The organism is Sphingobacteriales bacterium, from assembly GCA_016719635.1.
In the GTDB taxonomy this organism is placed as follows: Bacteria; Bacteroidota; Bacteroidia; order Chitinophagales; family JADIYW01; genus JADJSS01.
In genome coordinates, this window is record JADJYT010000004.1 from 51,760 (window position 1) to 68,340 (window position 16,581).

Genomic DNA, 16,581 nt, shown 5'->3' on the forward strand with positions numbered 1-16,581 from the left:
TAATTACGATAAATAATGAAACAAGATAAAATACCAACACAGCAAGTGATCTCTACGACGCCTTTTCCGAATTCCAAAAAGGTATACGTGAAAGGAACGCTGAACGATATAGAAGTGGCCATGCGCGAAATTTCCCTGTCGGATACCAAACTGAACGGAAAAACATTGCATAAAAATCCACCGGTAACCGTATATGACACATCCGGCCCGTACACCGATGCCAGCATAGAAATAGATGTAAAAAAAGGTCTGCCGCGTTTGCGCGAGAAATGGATACTGGAACGAGGGGACATCGAACGCCTGTTTGAGTTTTCATCTGAATACGGCACTCAACGAATGGCGGATGAGAGTCTGGATGCCTTGCGCTTTGAACACATCAAGATGCCGCTCCGCGCTAAGGAAGGCAGAAATGTGACGCAACTGCATTATGCGAGAATGGGCATCATCACCCCGGAGATGGAATACATCGCCATCCGCGAAAATCAACGCATTGAAGAATATAATGCGTCGCTGAACGGACAGGCGGGTATGTTGTGTCAGCAGCATGCTGGAGAGAGCTTCGGAGCGAATACACCGAAATCATTCATCACACCAGAATTTGTAAGAAAGGAAGTGGCGGAAGGCCGTGCCATCATTCCGTGCAACATCAACCATCCCGAAACGGAACCGATGATTATCGGCAGAAATTTCCTCGTGAAAATAAATGCGAACATCGGCAACTCTGCCGTGACGTCGAGCATAGAGGAGGAAGTGGAGAAAGCCGTTTGGGCGAGCCGTTGGGGTGCAGATACGATTATGGATTTATCGACCGGAAAAAACATACACGAAACCCGCGAATGGATTATCCGCAATTCGCCCGTGCCGATTGGAACGGTGCCGATTTATCAGGCACTGGAAAAAGTGAACGGCAAAGCGGAAGATCTGACCTGGGAAATTTTCAGGGATACGCTGATAGAGCAGGCAGAGCAAGGCGTGGATTATTTCACCATACATGCCGGCGTGTTGCTGCGCTATGTTCCGCTCACGGCAAAGCGTGTCACCGGCATCGTGTCGCGCGGCGGCAGCATCATGGCGAAATGGTGTCTGGCGCATCACCGGGAAAGTTTTTTATATACGCACTTTGAAGAGATTTGCGAAATCATGAAACGCTACGATGTGGCCTTTTCATTGGGCGATGGCCTGCGGCCGGGTTCCATTGCGGATGCCAATGATGCGGCGCAGTTTGCTGAACTGGAGACGCTGGGTGAGCTGACAAAAATTGCATGGAAACACGATGTGCAGGTGATGATAGAAGGACCGGGACACGTGCCGATGCACCTGATTAAAGAAAACATGGACAAGCAACTGAAGGAATGCCACGAAGCGCCGTTCTATACGCTGGGTCCGCTGACAACGGATATTGCACCCGGCTACGACCATATCACGTCTGCAATCGGTGCGGCGATGATAGGCTGGTACGGTTGTGCGATGCTTTGTTATGTAACACCGAAAGAACATTTGGGTTTGCCGAATAAAGAAGATGTGCGTGTGGGTGTGATCACGTATAAACTGGCGGCGCATGCGGCAGATTTGGCGAAAGGACATCCCGGTGCGCAGTACAGGGATAATGCGCTGAGTAAAGCGCGTTTTGAGTTCCGCTGGCAGGATCAGTTTAACCTGAGTTTGGATCCGGAGAAAGCGCTGGAATTCCATGATGAAACCTTACCGGCCGATGGCGCGAAGATTGCGCATTTCTGTTCCATGTGCGGACCGCATTTCTGCAGTATGAAAATCTCGCAGGAAGTGAGGGATTACGCCGCCAATGAAGAAGCGGAAAAAGGCATGCAGGATAAAGCAAAAGAGTTTTTAGAAAAAGGAAGTGAGATTTATCTGTAGCAGGTTAAACACACCCCTTAATCCCCTCTCAAGAGGGGAGGTCTGGACAGTGCTGTTTTATAGGTAAGTGCAATTGTCAATCTGGAATGTAAATTCACTTTCCATAGAGATTTGCATACACGCTCTCTCCTCCTCGGAGAGGATTAAGGGGTGGGTGGTTTTGTTAAAAATGCATTTAAGTACAAAGTAAATAGTATCGTATATTTATAGTATGGCTGAAAATAAAAGAGTTACTTATTTAATTGGAGCGGGAGCTAGTGCAAATGCATTACCTGTGGTAAATAATATGAACGACAGAATAGAGTTATTTATAAACAGAATCGGCTCAAAAGACAAAGATAATAGAGATAGGTATATTTTCAAAAGTAATACAGTTGAAAACCCACTCGCCTTATTTAAAGAGATAAAAGATCACTATACAATAGATACTTTAGCTAAGAAATATTTTCTTAAATATAGTTCAGAAGAGAATACTGCTTATCTGAAGAATTTTCTAGCATCATATTTTTATTTTGAACAAGTTGATAATCAAAAAGATAGCATATTAAGATTCCTGATGGCTGAGGCTATAAAGAATAAGCCAGATGATTCAGATAAGATTAAAGATTTGTATCTAATGGTTAATAAAAATTTAGATTATAGATATGATTCCTTCTATGCATATTATTTGCAAAAATTGAGTGGAATTAATCATCTTGTATTGCCAAATGAGATAAACATAATATCATGGAATTATGACTCTCAATTTGAAATTGCCTATGGAAGATATTGTTCGAATAATGAAACTTTAACTGATATCCAGAAAAAATTGCAAGTTTATCCCAATCAGCAAGGGGCTAATATTGATGAGAAGAATTCATGTATAATTAAGTTGAATGGTAGTGCTACATTTAGATCTGACATCGGTTTAAACAAGGATGATACAGACCTGTTGAATACTAAGCCTATAACTTCCTTTTTATCGAACTTGTCATTGATTGTGAATAATAAAGAGGAGATAAACAGAACTAATATAAAATTTGCATGGGAGAACGATACAGAGTCAATTAAAGCAAGAGAAATAGCATCAAAGATACTTGCACGCTCGGACGTTGTTGTTGTAGTAGGATATTCATTTCCAAGCTTCAATAGAAATGTAGACAGACAAATATTCCAGATATTCAATGAAAATTATAATAAACAGTTATACAGCAATGCCAAAAGGAAAATTTATATCCAAGATACAGAAAATAATGCCCCTAAAATTAAAGATCGATTAAAAGCAGTAGGCAGTAATCTATTTGATGTAGCAGAAATCTATGATGATGTTGATCAATTTTTTATTCCGCCAGAATTATAATTTTAATAAATGAAAACCATTATCTACACACCTGAGCAGGAAGTCGAAAACGAAATTGGCATCATCACGCAGTTGCTGGATGCCGGTGCGGATTATCTGTATATCCGTAAGCCGGAACTGGATGATTTTTCACTCGTGGATTATGTAGAAAAGATTCCGGAGCAGTACTGGAAAAAATGTATCTCTACTTCATTGATCATTGCCAAGGAATTTGACCTGGGCGGGTATCATTTTACCAGAGATATCGTACAGCGAAATGCCTTGTACAATCATAAGGTATTGGATTGGCTGCATGAAAATGATAAGATAAGTTCCGTTTCAGCTCATTCCACAGATGAACTGAAAGACTATGCCGGGAAGTTCAGACATGTGATGGTGTCGCCTTTATTTAAAAGCATTTCCAAGGAGAATCATCAGCATGATTGGGATTACGAGAATTTACAATTGCATTTAAGAGATTGCCACGCTTCGCTAGCAATGACGGCATGCTTCGCTGTAGGCGGCATTGATTTATCGAAGATAGAGAGGGTAAAAAACCTTAATTTTGATGGTATCGGATTGTTAGGTACGATTTGGAAAGAACCCGACAATGCGATGAGTAATTTTAACAAGATTCTTCACTTTATTCAGAACGACTGCAAGGAATGACTAAACCAAGACCATCTGTATTGAGTATTGCAGGTTATGACCCGAGCGGAGGCGCCGGCGTATTGGCTGATGTGAAAACGTTTGAGCAAATCGGAGCATATGGTTTTGCCGTCACCACCTGCATCACCTACCAGAACGACCATACGTTTGAGGGAGTTCATTGGTTGTCTGTCAAAAAAATTAAGAAGCAAATCTATCCTATTTTACAGCGTTATAAGATCAAGTATGTCAAAATTGGCTTGATGGAGAACCTTATTGTGCTGAATGAAATCATTGAATTGCTGGTGGCATACCATCCGGGCATAGTGATTATCTGGGATCCTATTTTGCGTGCCAGCGCCGGCTTTGATTTTCATAAAAAACTATCCCGAAAGAGATTGCAGTACATCTTTGAGAAGATAACACTGATTACTCCAAACTGGAAGGAAATCCAGGCATTATCCGGTGAAAAAGACGAAGTGAAAGGTGCGGAGAACATCGCTGCCTGTTGCGATGTCTATCTTAAAGGCGGACATAATATTGAAACACCTGCTACCGATATGCTCTGGATAGGAAAACGTCTGGATATCCTGCATCCCGCCGGGATTTCTGAATGGAGTAAACATGGTACAGGCTGCGCGCTGTCTGCTGCTGTCACGGCTTATCTGTCTTTGGGAAACGGAATGCACTCTTCCTGTGTGATGGCAAAGGACTATACCTACCAGTTTATCATGAGTAATCCCTCCAATTTAGGTTATCATTCATCATAAACATCATTGCGGGTGAAACGAAGCAGTATGTTTAATGAATATAGAGTGGTTCAAGACGTTCACCAAGACGTAAAAAATTAAGAATGCAGATTTCAAGATTTCATTATCTCACTCAGGACTTACCGGATATCTCTCACCCGGAATTGACGGAAATTGCCTGTAAAAACGGCATACGATGGGTGCAGCTTCGTGTAAAAGACAAGCCAGTTGACGAATGGCTGCAAATAGCCCGTGAGGTTAAGCAGATTTGTGATTATTTTGGCACGACTTTAATTATAAACGATAATGGCGAAATTGCGAAAGCCATTGGTGCCCACGGTGCGCACTTAGGTAAAAGCGATATGTCTGTTCCGGAAGCCAGATTGATACTCGGTCATGATAAGGTTATAGGCGGTACTGCCAATTCGATGGAGGATGTGTTGCGGCTGGTTCAGCAGGGTGCAGACTATATCGGTTTGGGTCCGTATAAGTTTACCCATACCAAAAAGAATCTGTCACCCGTTTTAGGAATGGAAGGTTATGCCGCTGTTTTGAAATCGTTGCCTCATGATGTTACCATCCCCATCATTGCCATCGGCGGCATTCAGTTGGAAGATGTGACACCGCTGTTCCATACAGGAATATATGGTGTTGCCGTCTCTTCTGCCATCAACCTGTCGGATGACAAAGACAAAACAATTACAACCTTTCTGCATCTTCTTTAACCAGCAGATAGGTTTCGCAGTCATTGAACTGTTCCTTCCTGAAATGATATTGCCCGTAATTTTTTATGAAATCTGTCCAGGTGGAATCCGATAAGATATGCGGATCCCGGAAGGTGGAAGGCGTGAGGATGACGATGTCTATTTGGGCAGAATCCATATAATGACGGAAAGGGATTCTTTTTTTCTTATCGAAGATGGTATTGATTTCATGGAAATTCAGCGGCAGCATACCTCTCACAAATGGCATGTTGGTAAACAAGGTGTGCGGCTTATCCGCATATTTTTTTTCAAGGTGTTTCACTAATTCTTTGTTGCACAGTAGGGGGGTATCGTTGTTTACTTTTAAAAACGAGTAGTTTTTGATATTGGGCGTGGAAAGAAATAACAAGAGGCCGAATGATGCAACTATAATTGGCCTGAATGAAAACTGCTCCAAGACAGGCTGAAGCAGGCAGGTCAATACGAGCAGGAAAAATGGCATTTGCAGATAGACATAATGTTCTCTTGGAAATACCACCACACAGGATAATATCGTCGGGGCAATGAACAACAACAGAATGAAGAGATAAAATTTAAGTTTGGCTGCCTGCTGTAAAAATCCGGAACGGCTCTTTTTCCTGAAAATCAGATACGATATGAATACGGTCAGCAACAGCAAGATGCCTGACTGGATTTTCCTGCCCTGAAAAAGATGTACCGGGAAGATATAGGTGTAGCTGTTCAGCAAGGTGCTGAGGAAATAATTTTTGATATTAAAGAGTGTGTTGCTCAGTACTATCAGAGGTTGTGTTTTGATGACACACCACATGGAGTTGCAGTCGCCGAATTGTTGTTTGCATATTTCCTCCCAGTAGAGCCAGGAATCTATGTTGGCGTGCGTCCTTACTTTGTAGTTGAAGGCATAATGCTGATAAAATGCGGCAACGCCTCTGTTGTAACCGAAGAAATCATTGGACGGAAAACGGAAGATGTAATGGAGTGCTGCAAACAGAATGAAGAAGGAAAGAAAGCGGAGGTAATCCTTAGAGGAGAAGTTGTTTCTGTTGTAGAGGAAAGAGATAAACGCGGCTATGATGGTCAGCAGAAAAGAGATGTAGAACTCCGGACGAGCATAAGATGCGATTAAACAAAATAAGGAAAACACCAGAAATTTATAGGTAAGTTGCCGGATGTAAGTAATGATAATCAGGAAAAATAAGAGCAGTGCGATACAAAAATGAGAGATTCTCGGCCACACGGCAATATTTAAATCGCTTATCAGGATGCTGAATGATACCATCAATGCCAGCATCGGAGCGACAGAGATACGGAGCAGGAAAATGTACAGGAGTACCCCAATCAAAACAGAGGTCAGCGCATAATTCAGATAATACAGTTGTATCGTGTCGGTAGTAATCCAGGATAAGCATTTATACCAGATGCAGTACATGGGTCCCCAGTCCTTATTGAACTTGCCGAACATATCCAGCCCGAAGCGCATATAGGCGCTTTCATCCGCAAACTGAATATCCATCACACCCTGCAGTCCGTTGTATACTTTCCACCCGCACAGCAGCAACAATATAATACCAAATACGTAGGTCCGGATATTCTTATTGGATGTAACTTTGTCGTCGGGTTGAAAAAAATCAGCAAAAGATGTGGGTATAATTTTCAGCATACGGTTATTCTTTTATCAATAAATAGCTCTCGCAAATATCGCTATACTTTACCGTTCTAAAGCTATACTTTTCCGGGTGTGCTATCAGATCATTCCACGTGGAGTCGGCTTTCAGGATAGGATTCTCGAGGATATTGCTGCTGACAAGTATAATGTTGATGTGCTTCTTTTCTAAAACAGACGAAAATGCCATGCCGTTCTTTAGTTCGAACTCTGTGCTGAATTCCGAATAATTTTCAGGCAGGATATAGGTAATATTGAGGTAGTTGGTAAATACCACATATTGCTCCTCCTTTTTCGATTCCAGGTAACGGATGAGTTTCTGCTCACATAAATTATCCATATCTTTTCCGAACTGCATGTAACTGTAGGCTGAGGACCTGGGTGACAGCAGCAACAGCAGCAACCCAATGCCGCCGGATTGCCAGTACTTAATTCGCATTCCGTGAAAAATGCTTTGAAGCATCATCGCGAGTATAAATACCAATATCAGACTATGCAGCAACAGGTAGTGCGGGCGAGGAAAGATGATAGTGCTCATGCCGATACTTGGCAGCCCAAATACAAACAAAAAGAACAGTAGCAGTTTATGTTCATTCAGCAAGTGGATGAAATGGTTACGTTTCTCTTTATGGAGAGAAATAATTCCGATGACCGAAAGCAGCAGTGCCGCAGCAATCAGCAATGCCTTCCTGCCGGTAAAGATACCCGTAGGAAAAATAAATGACAGGATGGTGGTCAACAGGAGCAGCAGGTAGTGCTTGATATTGAAGAACAGATTGGTCGCAAATTCATCCGGATGCTTTCTTAATACATCTGCAATAGTTGTGCAGTCTGGAAACTTGTCTTTGCAGAATTCTATCCATTCTGTGACAGCATCAAAGTGTACGCCCGTCCTGTATTTGTAGTTCATGGTATAATGCTGGCAGAAAGCGCTGTATAGCCTGTTTAATCCGCCTTTGTAGGTGGGGGAGGGAAATCCGAAAATGATCTGAAAAAATAAAACGGCAGCAATTAACAGAAGGAGGTAAGGAAGGAATTGTTTCAGTTTTTCTCTTTCCTGAAACATAAAAAACAGACTCACGGACAAAACTATCAAAAATGCTATGAACAAATCCGGTCTGGCGTAAGAGCTGATGTAAAGCAGTATGGAGAAGGTGATGCCTTTCTTCGCATTCGATCTTAGTTTGCTGATGAAGAGTATACAGGATAAAACAAGTATCAGCACAAAGTGCGAGATACGCGGCCAGGAGTTGATGTTCAAACTGGATACGAAAAAGCAGAAACTGAGATAGAATGCTGTCAGGTAGTGTATCCGCATAGAGGCCAGGGCAAGAAAGAGCAAAACGGCAACAGCTATACCACCCATAATGTAGTTGGCATAATACAACTGAATGGTATCCGAAAAGAAAAATGAAAGGAATTTATACCAGATATTATATGCAGGCCCCCAGTCATTGCGGATGATGTGAAATAAATCCAATCCGTTTCGCATATATTCCGCTTCATCGCCAAACAAGATGTCCATGTGCTGAGGAAGGCCTATGCTCCATTTGATACCGATGGCAAGGAGCAGCAGGGCGCCCAGTATTTGCGGCACCTTTCCTGAAAATGCAGTATGCGGAAATGTTTCTTTCACTCTTGATTTTTGATTAACAGATAGCTTTCACAGGAATCACAATAAATGGTTTTTGAAAAACCCTGTGCCTCAGGATTTTTTACGAAGTTGAGCCAGGTGCTGTCGCCGTTGAGCAGTTTTTCCTGCAGCAGAATAGGCCTGATGACGATATAATCTACTTTCTTTTCTTTTACAATCCCGTCAAACCGCATGCCTGGTTTGTATTCATATTCCGTATTGAAGTCGCTGAAATTCTCCGGCAACAGCATGCTCAGACTTAGGTGATTGGAGAATACGGTATGCGGTTTCCGGTCGTTATGCTGTGCAATATATTCCACCAGTTTTCGGTTGCATTGATTCTTGCTGTCGCTGTCGGTCTGATAGTAGGAGTATTTTTTCGCATCGGGTGATTTCATCAGCAAAAGCGAGCAAAGCAGGATAGCCGTTAAGGGATGTATTCGCCTGATGAGCGATATGGAATTCAACAGAAGGGCCAGGATATAGATAATCAGCAGGCTGTGCATCAGCAAATAGTGCTGTCTGGGAAAAATCAGGATGGAGGCACCCATGCTCGGCAATCCGAATAAAAATAAGATGAACAGTAAAAGTTTATGTTGGCGTGCCTGCTCCAAAAAACGCTGGCGTGATGATGGGTGAAAAGATACCAGCAATACAACAGCCAGCAAGGATAACAGCACTGCGAATTGAATGATCTTTTTACCGGTGATAACAGTAGGGAAAAGTATATTGATGATAAACTGCAGCAATGTCAGCAGGTATTTTTGCAGATTAAGGATTGAATGGTGCAGTACCGCTTCCGGATGTGTTTTCAATATACATCCGAAGTTCGTACAATCGCCAAAGGTTTTATGCGCAAAATCGATCCATTCCGAGATGGGATTGAAAGCCGCCTTGTGTTCTATCACATAATTGATGGCGTAATGCTGTGAAAACGCTATGTAGGTCCTGTCGATTCCTTTGTAGGAATTGGCGGGCAGTTGATAAATGAAAAAGTTGATAAGAATGATGAGGGCAACCACAATTAAGACAGGCAGCCAGCTCTTAAATTGGCTTCGTTCTTTAACCAGAAAATAAGCGGTTACCAAACTTATCAGGATAAAGGAGGAAAAAAGTTCCGGCCTTGCGTAAGCGGCAATGTAAAAGGCTAAAGAAATCAGCAGCAGTTTTCGGGCATTGGAGGAACTTTTTCTGACAGCAATCAGAAAGAGCAGCAGTACAATTACAGCAAAATGGGAAACGCGCGGCCAGGTATCTATTACCGCTGCAGAAAATAAAAAACAAAACGACAGCCACAAGCTTATAACGGATGATATGGAATAGCGTATCAGAAAAATATACAGGACAAGGGCAATCAGGATACCGGTCACCTGGTAATTCAGGTAGAATAATTTTACAGGATTGGATTGAAAAAGCGACAGACACTTATACCAGATGTTATAGCTGGGTCCCCAGTCTTTTTTTATGACATGAAATAAATCGGTGCCGTAACGCAGGTACTGGGCTTCGTCACCGAACGTAATATCCATCGTACCCGGCAGATGCCACGCCCATTTGATGCCCCCTATGAACAGAATAATAACACCTACTATATAGGATGGAGAGGTGAATGGTCTTTTGAGAGTCTCAGGCGTTTTCATTTTCCTCCGCATATACTTTTTTCAGGTAATTATCCTTCCATCTGACAATAGGCATTTCCATCTTTTCGTAAATAAAGGAAGAAAAGTAATAGTTCATCAAAACATAAACGCTGACACCAATCATGTCACAGAGGAGCATGGGGATATGGAATCTCGAATGAAGGAATGCCGCTAAAATCAGGCCGATGGGAAGGAAAAGAAATTGAAAGATATACAGTCCGTAAGTCAATTCACCGATCCGAACGATGATTCTGTTCGTGAGCAGCTTGAATTTTTCAGGAAAGTACAGCACACAAAGAAACCAAAGCACACAGAAGAAATTAACAAGGCTGTCCATAAACAGGTAGCCGTAATTCCGGTAAAAATATTTATCATCGCGCAGGGAAACCAGCATGCTGATTCCATCTGTCTTTGCACTGAGATAAGCATTTATGAATCCAAAGCCTGCAATCAAAATAAAAGAAACGGCAAACAGATACAGGTATACCTTTGATTTCTTAAAATCAAAGACAGTCAGTGCGATTCCGTAGAAGAATGCATCAAACTGGAATAACGGCAGGTGCCAGAGTAATAATGTTTTCAAATGTTCATCATTTGTTTTAGTGCCTATCCACAGATAGCCGATTATCCTGAAAACGGGCATTGTAATGATAAACACAATGGTCAGTATTTGTAAAACCCTTTTATTGGCAAGCCAGGCTAAAAAGATGATTACGATGTAAAACTGCTCTTCCAGCGATAATGACCAGAGGTGCGGATAATACAGACACGACATATAATTCTCCATACCGTTATTGAACACCCACCAGGATTTAAAGTTATAGGTAAATGTCAGCAGCATGGCCCAGAAATTTTTCAGTTCCAGGTCCATGAAAAAGGTATTATGCAGCACTTTTTTATAAAACACAAACAAGACCAGTGTAAGCGCCATGTAGAAAAAATACACCGGCATGATACGGGCCGTTCGCTTGATATAAAATATTCGGAAGCAATGCCAGAAATTGTTGGAGCGTTCTTTGTCGCGCAACAAATTCTTGGTAATCAGAAATGCCGACATGATAAAGAAACAATGCAGCCCGATGTATACGATGGAGCTTGGCAGGTTGAATCCTGAAAATTTATAATGAACGAGCAATACCATCAGGCAGCAGGTACCCCTGATGCCATCAAAGGAGGTAACATAATTGGATACTTTCTTTTCTATGTTGGACGTTTTCTGCGACATGATTATTTCTTGTATTTGGCCAGATACTTATCTTTCTTTTTCAGGAAATGACTCTCCAGGCTGTTGTAGCTGAAATGTGACAACAAGAGCAAGCAAGATATGGATAAAAGAATGGAAACCAACTCATAGGTGAACTGAACGATGCCGTGTGTACTGTCAATATAGGGTTTAATGAATATCAGCACGGGAATAATGAATATGTACTGATAAACGTAGGAGCTGTAGGTGATTCTAGCTCCCACATCGACAATGAACCTGTTTTTGAAGAAATTAAAACGGGTTTCGTCCTTGAAACAGATATAAAAGAAGCTGACACAAAGCAGATTAACCAACGTATCAATGTAAATATACTGGCCGTTCCGGGTCATGAATTCATAGCTGGTAATGATATGGATAAAATTCTCTCCTGTACGCTGATGCAGTATCCAGCCATTTACGGGGACTGTCAGTATGAAGATGAAGAGCAGCAGGTAAAATACGCGGTTCATCGTGATATCACTCCATTTGACATCAAATAATGCCAGGGCGGTGCCGTAAAAGAACGCATCATACTGGAAGATGGTGCAACGGTATAAGATAAAAGAGCGGTGCATATTATCATCCGTCAGTGTTCCCAGCCAATTAAAGCCGATGATGCGGATGATCGGGAACAGGATAATCATGGCTATGCACAGCCGCTTGATGGCTTTCTCGCTCATAAAATAGATCATAAACGGAACTATGATGTAAAACTGTTCCTCCAGGGATAAGGACCATAAATGCGGAAATACCAGTGATTTATTATAGATATCTCCGGTAAACAGACAATATAAATCCTTAAAGTTATACGTAAATGACAACAGCATCCATCCGAAATACTTTATTTCATAGAAAATACCTAAGATAGGCTTATACAGCGTTCGCGCTGTCAGTAGTGCAATAAAAACCGTAAACGCCAGATAGGCAAAATATACCGGAAAAATCCGAAGTGTCCGTTTGATGTAAAATTTCACAAAAAAGGTCTTGAAACTGTCCGATCGCTTTTTGTCTATCATCAGTGTTCTGGTTATCAAGAAGGACGACATGATGAAGAAGCTGTGCATCGTAAAGTATCCGATATTGGATGGGATATTTACGTAATAGAAATGATGGTGGATGATCAGGATGGTAAAACAAAAGAAACCCCTGAACCCGTCAAATTGCGGCAGATAGATATTCTTTAAACGGTAGTCGCTGTTGCCCATCAAAAACAGAATTGCAATGGTTACGAATATAGCTAAATTTAGTGCTAAAATAACTGCTTCTTTCCACTCCACTTAAAAATTACTTCTATCTTTGCACCTGCTTATGCCAAAAGCGATTGTCACCGGAGCTGCAGGACACATTGGATACAATGTGGCTAAACTCCTATTGTCTAAAAACTATGATGTACACCTGCTCATACGGAGCAGCAATGTGAATATTGCGGAGTTGGAAGAACTTGGCGCAAAAGTATTTCCCTGCAATTTATTTGAGGTAGATTCCTATGCGCCTGTCATACAGGATGCGGATGTCTTCTTTCATCTGGCAGCGGAAAATACCACGTCCATGAGTAACGTGTCCCGCATTTTAGAAAATACGGATAAGCTGACACAGGTCGTGTTAAATGCCTGCCATGAATCTCAGGTGAAGACAGTTATCTATACCAGTTCGGTTGTGGTGATTGGCAGGAGCCCGGATGCTCATAAATTATTGACGGAAAATGATGTCAATGCATTTGCGGAAAGCCCGTATGTGCAGGGGAAATTGCAGGCGGAACAATTTGTAGAACGGTTTATTCAGGATAAGAATGCAGACATACGCCGAGTCTATCCTTCCTGGGTGGTGGGCAGCGGCGATGCCAGACTGACACCGCCACATAAGGTCATTAAGGATTTCTTACAAAAGGGCACACCTGTCTATTTTGACGGTGGCATTTCCATTGCTGATGTGGAAGAGGTTGCAAAAGGGCATGTAGCAGCTTATGAAAAAGGCCGTCCCAAAGAAAAATATATCCTTTCCGGTGAGAATATCACGTTCAAGCAATTTTATGAATTGCTGTCTGCCAACAGCCGACAGAAGATGCCCAGGCTGAAACTGCCGAAGTGGATGATCTTTACCGCATCCTGGATATTCAGCAGGTTGTTTAAACTGATGGGAAAAGAATTTCCAATCAGTCCGCAGTATGTCCGGTCTGTGGTGGGCACTTTTTCCTGGTATGATTGCCGCAAGGCACAGCAAGAACTTGGCTATCAGATAAAGCCGGTATCAGAAATATTGAGATATGCCGTGGCAGATGTCAATAAAAAAATCTTAGGCGTGCATTCATTGGGTAAGAAGACACGTCATTGCGAACGAAGTGAAGCAATCACATCAGATGGCTTCGTACCTCGCCATGACGAGGGTTCAGGAATTCTTCTCATCACAGGCGTTCCGGGTTGGCTCGGAAACCGTATGGTTGACATCCTGATTAACGGAGACCGATTCGGCAACTGGCAAAGTAATCGAAAGGTGCGTGTCATGCTGGAGCCCAGGTTCAAAGGATTGTTATCCCTTCCGGCGAATTATGAAATTGTGTATGCGGATATCACCCGGAAGCAACAGGTGTCGGAAGTTGTCAAAGGCGTGACTGCTGTCTTCCATCTTGCCGGGGCCATTTATCCCAAACAGGTGGACGTGTTGTACAAGGTAAATGAACTAGGCACTAAGAATTTGGTGGATGCCTGCATAGAAAACAATATCCGCCGATTTGTCTTCATGTCTACAGATTCCACCTGCGGACACGGTACTAAAGACAAACGTGTCTTTGATGAACATACACAGCCAGTACCTTACAAGAATTATGGTAAGAGCAAATGGCTGGCAGAGGAATATATCTTAAAGAAAACCAGGGAAGGGAAGTTGGACGGCACTTCACTCCGTGGCTTCTGGTTCTTTGGGCCTTTTGCGCCGGATCGTCAGCTGAACTTCGTCCACATGTTTTACTGGCCGAGACAGATTGTATTCGGCAACGGCAAAAATCTGCGCAGCATTTCTCACACGGATAATATCATCGAAGCATTTTTTCAGGCTGAAAATAATCCAGCCACATTTGGTCATTGGTACTGGATTGGAAATGATACACCGCATCCTACAGTGGATGCCATCTATGGTGCGATAGCAAATGCGCTGCATGTTCCGTATAAGCCACTGTATATTTCCAAAACCCTATGCCGATGTTTCGAATGGCTGGATACGGTTTTAGGTAAATTCAATTACATACATCCAACCGTACAGGCTGCCGGTAAATTTGATTATGACATTGCAGGAGATAGTGATAAGGCCAAACGCGATTTTGGTTACCACCCAAGAGTGACACTGGAAGACGCCGCAAAAGAATTGAAAGAGATGACTTCTTAATCGTTTAAATCCTGAGAGATGTACCGTAGAAGTTTTTTTGTTTGGATACTCTTGATGCTGGTCGAATCCATTCATGGGTTTTTGCGTATGGTGTGGCTGGCGACTGCTGTAGGTGATTTTACTGCCCGTCAGATTGCAGTTTTCAACGGAGCCCTGCTGATTTTTATGATTACCTACCTTCTTATCCAAAAAATGAAGGTTAAAACCACTCAGGAGTGTATCACCATCGGAATCAGTTGGGTGATCCTCACGTTTTTTTTTGAAATGGGATTGGGTCGATTGGTTTTTTACGCAAGCTGGGAGCGTATCTTTTCTGATTATAATCTAGTGCAGGGAGGTTTGATGCCGGTAGGCTTGTTGTGTATGCTGTTCACACCGCTCTTTGCCGCCAAACTGAAAGGGGTGGTAAAGTAGTCTTTAATCCATTCGCTGCATCCCATATATGACGGGCACACCCATAAACTTGGTTTTCATGCGCAGTTTATCGTCTGAAATATCCACGATAGTATGCAGTTCGGTCCCATCTTTATCTACTGTCGTAACGGTTAGTTTGGAATGGTCGTAAGTCCAGGTTCCTTTATACGCTTTGTCACCTGCCTTTTCCTGCAGTGTTCCGTTCGATAAAAAATGCAGGATGACTTCCGGAGAAGAGGCGGGAATATCCATCTTCTTGCCTTTACCTTCCAGTGTGGTAAGTTTCCATTTATGACAAAGCAGGGTCTTGATTTGCTGTTCCGATAAATTATCAACAGACGATTTGGCTAACCCGGATACGGTGATAAGGCAGAGTAAGAAAGAGAAAATTAGATTATTCATAATGGCATTTTCAGCACATTAAATGTACGGATTTTTTCCGAATTGAAAAAATACTAAAGAATCAGTGTCTATATTTTAAAATCTCGCTTCTACCGTTTACTTTTACATCGTGCAAAAGAATTTACAAATTGCAGGAAAAGATTTTTCTTCCCGCCTGTTTCTGGGTACCGGTAAATTCGGCTCTCCGCTAACCATGCAGGAATCCGTAATCGCTTCGGGTACGGAGCTTGTGACGATGGCATTAAAACGCATCGACTTAAAAAATCAGTCCGATTCTATTTTGACGTATCTGAAGAACACTACGGTGAATCTGCTGCCGAATACCAGCGGTGTGCGAACAGCCAAAGAAGCCATCTTTGCGGCGCAGGCGGCGCGTGAGGCACTGGAAACGAACTGGATTAAACTGGAAATACATCCCGACCCCAGATACCTGATGCCAGACCCGATTGAAACCCTCAAGGCCACCGAAGAACTGGTAAAACTGGGTTTTATCGTCTTACCTTACATTCATGCAGATCCCGTTCTGTGCAAACGGTTGGAAGAAGTCGGCACACATGCCGTGATGCCTTTGGGTGCGCCTATCGGCAGCAACAAAGGACTGGCATCTCTGGAATTCTTAAAAATCATCATTGAACAAAGCAATGTTCCTGTCGTGGTGGATGCCGGTATCGGAGCACCCTCGCAGGCTGCACAGGCTATGGAACTGGGGGCAGACGCCGTTCTGGTGAATACAGCCATTGCAGTAGCCAGTCATCCGGTTCAGATGGCGGAAGCCTTTAGACTAGCACTGATGGCTGGACGAATGGCCTATGAGGCTAAGTTGGCATCCGTTGCATCCGCTGCACATGCCAGCAGTCCGCTGGATGCCTTATTAGACGGATGATACGGGATGA

General features: G+C 42.7%; 14 protein-coding genes. 8 read left to right on the forward strand and 6 right to left on the reverse strand.

All coding sequences use genetic code 11. The features are described from left to right. Positions 1-15 precede the first annotated feature (15 nt). The 5 genes from thiC to thiE all read left to right on the forward strand — a co-directional run bounded on the left by thiC (position 16) and on the right by thiE (position 5,315). Entirely contained in the window at positions 16-1,875 is a 1,860-nt protein-coding gene (thiC, locus tag IPM95_09235) for a phosphomethylpyrimidine synthase ThiC (protein ID MBK9329475.1), read from the forward strand. Positions 1,876-2,086: 211 nt separating this feature from the next. After that, positions 2,087-3,214, forward strand: coding sequence for a hypothetical protein (locus IPM95_09240; GenBank protein MBK9329476.1), 1,128 nt, complete (start codon positions 2,087-2,089; stop codon positions 3,212-3,214). A gap of 9 nt (positions 3,215-3,223) precedes the next feature. Beyond that, positions 3,224-3,862 carry a thiamine phosphate synthase gene (locus IPM95_09245; protein MBK9329477.1) on the forward strand — a complete coding sequence of 213 codons (639 nt, stop codon included), beginning with the start codon at positions 3,224-3,226 and terminating at the stop codon, positions 3,860-3,862. Then, positions 3,859-4,611 carry a hydroxymethylpyrimidine/phosphomethylpyrimidine kinase gene (locus tag IPM95_09250; protein MBK9329478.1) on the forward strand — a complete coding sequence of 251 codons (753 nt, stop codon included), beginning with the start codon at positions 3,859-3,861 and terminating at the stop codon, positions 4,609-4,611. Before IPM95_09245 ends, IPM95_09250 begins: the two co-directional genes overlap by 4 nt. Before the next feature lie 83 nt (positions 4,612-4,694). Next, positions 4,695-5,315 carry a thiamine phosphate synthase gene (gene thiE, locus IPM95_09255; GenBank protein MBK9329479.1) on the forward strand — a complete coding sequence of 207 codons (621 nt, stop codon included), beginning with the start codon at positions 4,695-4,697 and terminating at the stop codon, positions 5,313-5,315. On the opposite strand, the gene IPM95_09260 is transcribed toward thiE, so the two are convergent. Genes IPM95_09260 through IPM95_09280 form a run of 5 tightly spaced genes read right to left on the reverse strand, consistent with a single transcriptional unit; the run spans position 5,290 to position 12,771 of the window. Further along, positions 5,290-6,975 (reverse strand): hypothetical protein, encoded by a 1,686-nt coding sequence (locus IPM95_09260; protein ID MBK9329480.1) that lies wholly within the window; start codon positions 6,973-6,975, stop codon positions 5,290-5,292. The two genes, thiE and IPM95_09260, sit on opposite strands and share 26 nt — an antisense overlap. Before the next feature lie 4 nt (positions 6,976-6,979). Then, positions 6,980-8,614, reverse strand: coding sequence for a hypothetical protein (locus tag IPM95_09265; GenBank protein ID MBK9329481.1), 1,635 nt, complete (start codon positions 8,612-8,614; stop codon positions 6,980-6,982). Then, positions 8,611-10,251, reverse strand: coding sequence for a hypothetical protein (locus IPM95_09270; GenBank protein ID MBK9329482.1), 1,641 nt, complete (start codon positions 10,249-10,251; stop codon positions 8,611-8,613). Before IPM95_09270 ends, IPM95_09265 begins: the two co-directional genes overlap by 4 nt. Then, entirely contained in the window at positions 10,238-11,476 is a 1,239-nt protein-coding gene (locus tag IPM95_09275) for an acyltransferase (GenBank protein ID MBK9329483.1), read from the reverse strand. The genes IPM95_09270 and IPM95_09275 overlap by 14 nt, the downstream gene beginning before the upstream one ends. 2 nt (positions 11,477-11,478) lie before the next feature. Continuing rightward, positions 11,479-12,771 carry an acyltransferase gene (locus tag IPM95_09280; protein MBK9329484.1) on the reverse strand — a complete coding sequence of 431 codons (1,293 nt, stop codon included), beginning with the start codon at positions 12,769-12,771 and terminating at the stop codon, positions 11,479-11,481. A 31-nt stretch (positions 12,772-12,802) separates the two neighbouring features. Between IPM95_09280 and IPM95_09285 the strand changes: the two genes are divergently transcribed. Both IPM95_09285 and IPM95_09290 read left to right on the forward strand, forming a co-directional pair. Continuing rightward, positions 12,803-14,872 carry an NAD-dependent epimerase/dehydratase family protein gene (locus IPM95_09285; protein MBK9329485.1) on the forward strand — a complete coding sequence of 690 codons (2,070 nt, stop codon included), beginning with the start codon at positions 12,803-12,805 and terminating at the stop codon, positions 14,870-14,872. Positions 14,873-14,890: 18 nt separating this feature from the next. Beyond that, positions 14,891-15,286 carry a hypothetical protein gene (locus IPM95_09290; protein MBK9329486.1) on the forward strand — a complete coding sequence of 132 codons (396 nt, stop codon included), beginning with the start codon at positions 14,891-14,893 and terminating at the stop codon, positions 15,284-15,286. A 3-nt stretch (positions 15,287-15,289) separates the two neighbouring features. On the opposite strand, the gene IPM95_09295 is transcribed toward IPM95_09290, so the two are convergent. Next, entirely contained in the window at positions 15,290-15,688 is a 399-nt protein-coding gene (locus tag IPM95_09295; protein ID MBK9329487.1) for a lipocalin family protein, read from the reverse strand. Between the two features lie 109 nt (positions 15,689-15,797). On the opposite strand from IPM95_09295, the gene IPM95_09300 reads away from it, so the two are divergent. Next, a complete protein-coding gene (locus IPM95_09300) occupies positions 15,798-16,571 on the forward strand; it encodes a thiazole synthase (GenBank protein MBK9329488.1) in 774 nt (257 codons plus the stop codon). The last annotated feature ends 10 nt before the right edge of the window (positions 16,572-16,581 follow it).

What these genes read in the sequence shown, in the direction of transcription:
- thiC (MBK9329475.1), top strand. Translation starts at nt 16, where the DNA reads ATGAAACAAGATAAAATACCAACACAGCAAGTGATCTCTACGACGCCT.
- thiE (MBK9329479.1), top strand. Translation starts at nt 4,695, where the DNA reads ATGCAGATTTCAAGATTTCATTATCTCACTCAGGACTTACCGGATATC.
- IPM95_09275 (MBK9329483.1), bottom strand. Translation starts at nt 11,476, where the DNA reads ATGTCGCAGAAAACGTCCAACATAGAAAAGAAAGTATCCAATTATGTT.
- IPM95_09270 (MBK9329482.1), bottom strand. Translation starts at nt 10,251, where the DNA reads ATGAAAACGCCTGAGACTCTCAAAAGACCATTCACCTCTCCATCCTAT.
- IPM95_09295 (MBK9329487.1), bottom strand. Translation starts at nt 15,688, where the DNA reads ATGAATAATCTAATTTTCTCTTTCTTACTCTGCCTTATCACCGTATCC.
- IPM95_09285 (MBK9329485.1), top strand. Translation starts at nt 12,803, where the DNA reads ATGCCAAAAGCGATTGTCACCGGAGCTGCAGGACACATTGGATACAAT.
- IPM95_09245 (MBK9329477.1), top strand. Translation starts at nt 3,224, where the DNA reads ATGAAAACCATTATCTACACACCTGAGCAGGAAGTCGAAAACGAAATT.
- IPM95_09260 (MBK9329480.1), bottom strand. Translation starts at nt 6,975, where the DNA reads ATGCTGAAAATTATACCCACATCTTTTGCTGATTTTTTTCAACCCGAC.
- IPM95_09290 (MBK9329486.1), top strand. Translation starts at nt 14,891, where the DNA reads ATGTACCGTAGAAGTTTTTTTGTTTGGATACTCTTGATGCTGGTCGAA.
- IPM95_09250 (MBK9329478.1), top strand. Translation starts at nt 3,859, where the DNA reads ATGACTAAACCAAGACCATCTGTATTGAGTATTGCAGGTTATGACCCG.
- IPM95_09240 (MBK9329476.1), top strand. Translation starts at nt 2,087, where the DNA reads ATGGCTGAAAATAAAAGAGTTACTTATTTAATTGGAGCGGGAGCTAGT.